General features: G+C 59.5%; 8 protein-coding genes and 1 pseudogene. 6 read left to right on the top strand and 3 right to left on the bottom strand.

Annotated elements, in window-relative coordinates; all coding sequences use genetic code 11:
• On the top strand, positions 1 to 249 hold a 249-nt coding region (locus K359_RS0146260), incomplete at its 5' end, for a transposase domain-containing protein (protein ID WP_029085069.1).
• A gap of 717 nt (positions 250 to 966) precedes the next feature.
• Here K359_RS0146260 and K359_RS0146250 read toward each other — a convergent pair.
• Together K359_RS0146250 and K359_RS0146245 are read right to left on the bottom strand one after the other, a co-directional pair.
• Positions 967 to 1,197, bottom strand: coding sequence for a hypothetical protein (locus tag K359_RS0146250; RefSeq protein WP_029085067.1), 231 nt, complete (start codon positions 1,195 to 1,197; stop codon positions 967 to 969).
• 62 nt (positions 1,198 to 1,259) lie between these two features.
• Positions 1,260 to 1,520, bottom strand: coding sequence for a hypothetical protein (locus K359_RS0146245; RefSeq protein WP_035978403.1), 261 nt, complete (start codon positions 1,518 to 1,520; stop codon positions 1,260 to 1,262).
• Positions 1,521 to 1,870: 350 nt separating this feature from the next.
• Between K359_RS0146245 and K359_RS63845 the strand changes: the two genes are divergently transcribed.
• The 3 genes from K359_RS63845 to K359_RS0146230 all read left to right on the top strand — a co-directional run bounded on the left by K359_RS63845 (position 1,871) and on the right by K359_RS0146230 (position 4,389).
• Positions 1,871 to 2,047 (top strand): hypothetical protein, encoded by a 177-nt coding sequence (locus K359_RS63845; protein WP_198031288.1) that lies wholly within the window; start codon positions 1,871 to 1,873, stop codon positions 2,045 to 2,047.
• A gap of 1,102 nt (positions 2,048 to 3,149) precedes the next feature.
• Positions 3,150 to 3,398, top strand: a complete 249-nt coding sequence (locus K359_RS0146235) for a hypothetical protein (protein ID WP_029085065.1) — start codon at positions 3,150 to 3,152, stop codon at positions 3,396 to 3,398.
• A gap of 46 nt (positions 3,399 to 3,444) precedes the next feature.
• On the top strand, positions 3,445 to 4,389 hold the full coding sequence (locus K359_RS0146230; protein ID WP_029085064.1) for a DUF1259 domain-containing protein: 945 nt from the start codon (positions 3,445 to 3,447) through the stop codon (positions 4,387 to 4,389).
• Positions 4,390 to 4,619: 230 nt separating this feature from the next.
• Here the strand turns inward: K359_RS0146230 and K359_RS60415 are convergent, their stop codons facing one another.
• Positions 4,620 to 4,880 (bottom strand): DUF1127 domain-containing protein, encoded by a 261-nt coding sequence (locus K359_RS60415; RefSeq protein WP_084518826.1) that lies wholly within the window; start codon positions 4,878 to 4,880, stop codon positions 4,620 to 4,622.
• Between the two features lie 441 nt (positions 4,881 to 5,321).
• On the opposite strand from K359_RS60415, the pseudogene K359_RS56135 reads away from it, so the two are divergent.
• Both K359_RS56135 and K359_RS56130 read left to right on the top strand, forming a co-directional pair.
• Positions 5,322 to 5,718 (top strand): annotated as a pseudogene (locus K359_RS56135) (hypothetical protein).
• Positions 5,715 to 6,164 (top strand): hypothetical protein, encoded by a 450-nt coding sequence (locus tag K359_RS56130; RefSeq protein ID WP_063619005.1) that lies wholly within the window; start codon positions 5,715 to 5,717, stop codon positions 6,162 to 6,164. Before K359_RS56135 ends, K359_RS56130 begins: the two are co-directional and overlap by 4 nt.
• The last annotated feature ends 433 nt before the right edge of the window (positions 6,165 to 6,597 follow it).

Genomic DNA, 6,597 nt, shown 5'->3' with positions numbered 1-6,597 from the left:
TTGAGAGGCATCGCCTTGGGAAGGCGCAACTGGACCTTCGCCGGCAGCCAGCGTGGTGCCGACCGTGCCGCCATCATGCTGACGATGATCACGACCTGTCGTCTCAACGACGTCGATCCGAAAGCCTGGCTCGCCGACGTCCTCGCCCGTATCGCCGATCTTCCCGCATCGCGTCTGCACGAATTGCTGCCCTGGGAATGGAAGCTCCTGCGCCAAGCCGACAAGCCCGCCGATCAGCAGGCCGCCTAACCTTCACGCAACGCCATCATAGAGCTCGCCGTACCCGCGCGCATGCGTCCATCACGCGGTCCTCGTCGTATGCGTACGTTCGAGCGCGCATCTGTCTTGGTACTGCGATCATTGGAGCGGTGCTATTCGCCGCCGTAATGCTCACGGGCACTTTCGTGCAGTTAGTGCCACTTACCTGCTGGTGAGTTGTTCCGCATATATCCGCATTCGGCCCGGCGAGGTCATTCGCAGCCTGCCAGATAGTTGGACCATGTAACCCATCGCTATCAGTCGCTTGCTATGCTCGGCCGGGATCATTGCCGGGGGGCTGGTTACGGCGGACGTATTTGCGACCGTAAGCAGGGAGGCGAACTCTTCTTGGCTAAGCAGCTTCGCTTTTGAGACCATGATTTGAGGTATGGACCCCATCTGATGTTCCGGATGCTCAATTTTGAACAGATCAGCAAATAAGGCCGCCTCAGTTGGCGGCCTCTTTCATCTTGCAGGACCGAATAAGTAACTGGGCACGGTGGGGACTGTCAGTCACGCGCCAATTCCTTTCCACGCACGACCAAAAGCGGCCCCAGCGAGGGGAACACGCCGGGGGGTGGCTTAGGGCGTATACTCATAAATCCGGGATGTCCGCTTTTCGAGAGGTGAAGCGGACATCGCGGCCCGGCCGCAGGAATGTCGCCTTGTGAACCACAACTCGGTCGCCGCCTAACCATCCGCATTAATTTACGCGGCCCGTTCCTTGTCCGACCGTTCCTCGACAGTGGTCGCGGTTTCCTCAAACCCCTTTTCGTAATTGCCCGCGAACCTCTCGATACCGTCGGCCCACATCCTCAGCATTGAGACCTGAAAGTGCATAATTGGCTTCAGGGCATTCATGCCGATTGCTGTCGCTTCGGTGATGCGCCTTTGTGGGTCGCGCGCGAAACGGTCTACGTTAGATGTCTTGTCTGCCATGCTGTCCACTCCTTCTGCTCTGGTGTTGTGGCCCAAAGCTAAGTGTCGGGTTGTGCACTGCGTTATTCTAAACACTCGGCCAAAACTTGATTTGCCGCGTGTCTCGCACCTCGGTCGTCATACAATTCGTCCAGTTTTTTCAAGTAAGCGACTGCCGCTATTTGCAAGAGATCGAAATCATATTCCCCGGTATCACGAAGATTGGTGACGTAGCGATAAAGGGCGGAACGCCTGCTATCGTTCTCGCTGATACCGGCGTGGAGCAGCAAGTAGTTCCGCCAAGCGAACGCACACGCGCCTTCGATGGCTTGAGAAGTCGTCATGGGCACCTCGCTAAAACCAGAAAAGACTGACGAGCCGGTTCGTTCCGGAATTTCTCACATGTAATGCTGTTCCGTAGGTGCGCCGCAAGGTGTTGCGCCCGGGCGATGTCGCGGTCGGCGACGTCCACGTAATCGGTCACGCGGTTGGCTGTTCCTAGGGACAGCGCTGGGCCGCGAACTGAGGCTAGTCGCCTTTCGAGAGGCTGATTTGCCCGAATGACCGTGCGTGTGTTCCCTGGAAAATTGAGGCTGCAGAACGTCCGTGACTTCCGGTTCTGGCCCGCCAATTCCGTGTCTGCCCTCCGAAAAAGGGGTAAAGTGCCTCAGGGTCACATCCGAGGAGCGACAACATGACCCTACAAATCCCCGAGGTAGTTCCCACCAGGATCGACCGGCGTGTCTTCGCGATCATGGGCAACACGATGCCACCCCGAGATCCTGATGACAACGAAGACGACGAAGAGCAAGACGACGAAGAGGACCGAACCGACGAACCGCCGGTCGTGCGCGAGCCGGACGAAGACTGAGCAGGATGCTTATGATTGACATAGCCTGAGCTTCGGAGAGCGTGATCGCCCGCCTACGTGCGGCGCGCTGGCGCGTCCGGCGGCTTTCGAGGTCGTTCTAATTCCGAGAGCAGCGGGCAGACGTTGAACGGACCACGGTTCCCGCGGAGCAACCTGTTGGCTTTCACTGGTGCGGGAGGAGAGCATGACCCTCATATGGCTTGGTGTGCTCCTGGTTTTCGGCGGCGTGCTCCAGATGGCGTATCGGCCAATCTGGCAAGGCCGATTGAGCGGTGGAAGGTGGCTTCGCTCCGGGCGTGACACGCTGGAACCTGAAAGACCAGGTAGTGGCTTCGGCATCAAATCGAGTTGGCCTGGACTTGTGATGGTCGCGCTTGGCGGCGCTTTCTTGCTGGCCGGAGCTGCCGTCTGAGCTGGACGAATGTCTCAGGCGATGCCCGTTATCAAGCCCGGCCATGTACTAAAGCCATGTCTCTTCTTGGCCCTTTTCGGAAGTGCCGCGCCGGCTATCGAAAGTCCGGTGACGGGGTTTAAGCGGACGTCACGGTTGCGTCCTCCGACTTGTTTGACCCAAAACCGTCATTGGAAACGCGCGCGAGCAGGAGCCGATGCGATCAAAAGGTTCCAACTAACCTGTAAAACTACCTGTGATCTGAGCAACTACCCAGCAGGTTGACATGGCTATTCATGGTCGGTTTGTATTTTCGCTCGGGGAAAGCGATCTCCCCGCGAGGCGACATGCCCAAGCATCGCGTCCTGTTCACCAAGGGCGCACCATGTCGTCATACCCATCGGTCTCACCAGACAGATTGTCCCGTCTCATCGGCACCGCCAAGGCGCCGGCGCTTGTCGACGTTCGCCTCGATGAACATTTTGCCTCTGATCCACGCTTAATCCCGGGCGCTATCAGCCACTCCCATCTCGACGTCAAGGCCTCGGCTTCCCGCCTCAATGGCCAGTCCGTGGTCTTGGTCTACCAAAAGGGGCAGAAGCTCACCGGAGGCACTGCCGCCTGGCTCCGGGACGGCAAAATTGCTGCACTGTTCGTCGGAGATGCGTCACGAGAACCCGGGGCAGCACAACACAGCCAGGAGGAACGACCATGCAGAAAGCAAAGCTCTCTCACCTGATTCTTGCGCTCGCGATTGCCGGTGCCGCCATGCCCGCCCACGCCCTGACCAAGGACGAGCTCGTCGCGAAACTTCAGGCCGCCGGCTACGCCGACATCAGCGACGTCAAATCGACCGCCGAAGGCATGACGGCAAAAGCGATGAAGAACGGCAAGCCCGTGAGGCTCGTGATCGACAGCAGCGGTCAGGTCAAGGAACAGAACGGACTCACGAGGGAATAGCGCCCCCGCTTCCACACATCGAATCCAGATTCAAGGGAGTAATTCAATGCGCAACATGATTTCGGCGCTGATCGTCATCGGCTCCTGTTTCCTCGCTACAAGCGGAAGCGCGCAGAGAATCGACTGCCAGGTGTTCGCAGAGCCGTTCGTCTCCTCGGCCCATGCACAGACCGTCGACTGGCAGAAGGTCGATGACACGCTGGGCCGAAAGCCCGCCGTGTCGGGCGACGTGCATCGCTACGGCTTTCCGCGCAGCGATCTTGTGGTGACGCTCGACGGCGTCACCATCAAGCCGGCGCTGGCGCTCGGCGGCTGGGTCGCGTTCAAGCCTATGCACGATGGCGTCATGGCGATGGGCGATCTGGTGCTGCTGGAATCTGAGATCAACCCGGTGATGTTGAAGATGATCGCGAACGGCCTGCAGATCACGGCCGTGCACAACCATCTGCTGGGCGCGAGCCCGGCCACCTTCTACATGCACGTCGCCGGTCACGGCGACCCGGTCCAGATCGCCACGGCCATCCGGGATGCGCTGGCCGAAAGCAAGACGCCGCTGACGGCCGCTGCGCCAGCAGCATCGCCGCCGGCGATCGATCTTGATACTGACCAGCTTGATCAGATCATCGGCGTCAAAGGCCAGGCCAATGGCGGCGTCTATCAGTTCAACGTGCCGCGCCGCGACCCGATCACTGCGGACGGCATGACGTTGACCCCGGTTGGCCCGATGGGCGTCGCCATCGGCATCAACTTCCAGCCGACCGGCGGCGGCAAGGCAGCGATCACCGGCGATTTCGTGCTCACCAATGGAGAAGTCAACCCAGTTATCATGGCGCTGCGAACGCACGGCATCGAGGTCACCGCGCTCCACAGCCATATGTTAGATGAACAGCCGCGTTTATTCTTCATGCATTTTTGGGCGAACGATGACGCAATCAGACTCGCAAAGGGTCTCCGGGCCGCGCTCGATATGACCGCGAGTAGGAGGAGCTAATCCGTAGCGTCCGCGATCCACGGAGGCTTCAACCGCTGTCAAAGAAAGAAGAGTTCGGCCAAAAAATGCTTTGCCGGAACTCATTCATACGAGTCCGGCTTTTGGCCAACCAGACATGGCCCGATGTCCGACTTGAGTCCGCTTTCGGGGAAGAGCGGAAGTTGAATTTCGGGGCCATCGCCCCCGGCGAACATTGGGTCGCGGCGCAAACCAAAGCGGCTTCGCTAGTGTTATCGGCTGTCGCGCCACGCATTTAGATACAATGGCGATTTTCGCACTTCTTCAACATCCGCCTTCGATACGCCAATGTCGGTGAGCAGCCAGTCATCAAGTTCGAGAAGTTCCCTGTATTGGCGCTGTCGTTCCAACCACAGTGCTAATCCGGCCAGCCACGCAGTCGGGATTCTCCAAGACCCCCTAAAGGCCGGAAAAGAGGCTGAAGCTGCGTCGAGAGTGTTAGTTGAATTGTTGATCGTGCTGCCGCAGGGCATGTTTCACCTCCTCAATGGAGCGAAACAACGCTTGGCTGCGGGAGCTCATCGGGCGGTTGTCAACGGCCCGAGTGGCTTTTGTACTACAACAACCCCTGCTGCTCAATGGTCGATCTGAAGATCGCCAAAGAGACTCGGCGTACCCGTGCTCCCCACCTTGCTGTCGCTCGGCGACGAGGTGATCGAATGAGGCCCGCTGATTTGCCGCGGCGCATGAGTCTGTTGTTGGCCCTTGGCGTTACTAGCCATCATCGATGTCTGCCTTTGAGGGCAACTCGGACCTCGCTATCCCGAACGCGCGTACTTGCCTGACTTATGAGTATACGACCCCTGCCCTCATTTCGACCGAAGAACAATTGACCCATCGATAGTGCGTAGCGTTGCGCAATCGACAACTGCTAGCGGCTTTCCGCACGCTCGATTCGGCGGGAAATGCCGCTCATGGCTCCAAAACAGCACCCAACGCCTCTCTCTGGCGGCGACCGCAAGGCGCTGACAAAGGAGCTAGCGCGTGCCCGAGCAGTGACGTCAATCCTCGCCACGCGATCGGCCGAGAAGCGCGCCGCCGGCGAAGCGCTGATCCGCGAGGCCGACGATCTGCTCTGCCAGAGCTGGAACGAGAAGATGTGGGCCGACGGCGGCCCGATTGACCCCTCGCCCTCCGTCGACCAGGCCATCAATGCCGGCCATCCGTGGCTCGAGATCAAGTGCTCGCGCTGCAAGACTCCGAGGGCGGTCGACCTGGCCGCGCTGCGCCAAGTGTAGCACGACGGAGAAGAGGCCGGCCGCCGAGCTGCTGCAGCTGTGGCGGCGCTGTCCGATCGGAGGCGAGACGTGACCGAGCTGACGCGCCGGCGCGACAAGGACGCGCCGCGGGAGAAATGGGATATCTATTACGACGACGACGTCCGCGTCGGCTCGATCGGGCAGCGCGCCGGCGTCCCGAACCACGTCGACCAATGGGAATGGAAATGCGGTTTCTATCCCGGCTGCGACCGATCGACCGGCGGTCCGGCCGGGACGTTCGACCAGGCACGCGCGGCGTTCGAGGCCGAATGGGTACTGCTGCTGCCGTCCCTGACAGAGGCGGACTTCCAGGCTTGGCGCGACCAGCGCGACTGGATCGAGCGCAAGCAGGCCATGTGGGCGCGCGGCGAAAAACTGCCTTCTCAACAGCAATCGTCGCTGATGCGCTGTCCGTGTGGCGCAACATTTGATAGCCATCGTTGTCTGGTCATATTTCTACAATTGGCGGAAGACCCGATCGCCGATCTTGACTGCTAGCTTGACCGTCCTTCAGACGATATCTGCCACATTCGTGATAGGGCTGCTGCATCTATGGATCGACGGTCGCAACACGAAACGATACGAACACGGTATCGGTTAGGATGCCTCCTACTGAGCAGGTGGCCGTGACTTGTCCCCTTGATGTGCACGTCTAGGCGGCCAGGGCCAGGTCTTCGGTTTGTATTCGCCGGGCGTGATAATTTTCCATGGACCTGGCCGGCCACACCCTTGCCAAAAGAGATTCCATTTCTAGCCACGAATCGGGCTCACAAAGGCGAGAGCATAACGGGGGGATACGTGATGCAGGCACGCAAAGCTCGGGAGCCAGGGTCGATCGAGAAGAATGCGGAAATTGAACGACTGTACCTTGAGCTAGCTTCGTTCAACCAACGCATCCAAGAACTCGAAAAGCAGCATCCCGAAGCATCGA

The organism is Bradyrhizobium sp. th-b2, assembly GCF_000426785.1.
Taxonomy (GTDB): domain Bacteria; phylum Pseudomonadota; class Alphaproteobacteria; order Rhizobiales; family Xanthobacteraceae; genus Bradyrhizobium; species Bradyrhizobium septentrionale.
The sequence above is the reverse complement of the archived record's forward strand: the minus strand, read 5'-3'. Positions and strand labels throughout refer to the sequence as shown.

Bases quoted from the DNA above. Each gene is read 5' to 3' on its own strand.
- K359_RS60415 (WP_084518826.1), bottom strand. From the start codon at position 4,880: ATGCCCTGCGGCAGCACGATCAACAATTCAACTAACACTCTCGACGCA.
- K359_RS63845 (WP_198031288.1), top strand. From the start codon at position 1,871: ATGACCCTACAAATCCCCGAGGTAGTTCCCACCAGGATCGACCGGCGT.
- K359_RS0146250 (WP_029085067.1), bottom strand. From the start codon at position 1,197: ATGGCAGACAAGACATCTAACGTAGACCGTTTCGCGCGCGACCCACAA.
- K359_RS0146245 (WP_035978403.1), bottom strand. From the start codon at position 1,520: ATGACGACTTCTCAAGCCATCGAAGGCGCGTGTGCGTTCGCTTGGCGG.
- K359_RS0146235 (WP_029085065.1), top strand. From the start codon at position 3,150: ATGCAGAAAGCAAAGCTCTCTCACCTGATTCTTGCGCTCGCGATTGCC.
- K359_RS0146230 (WP_029085064.1), top strand. From the start codon at position 3,445: ATGCGCAACATGATTTCGGCGCTGATCGTCATCGGCTCCTGTTTCCTC.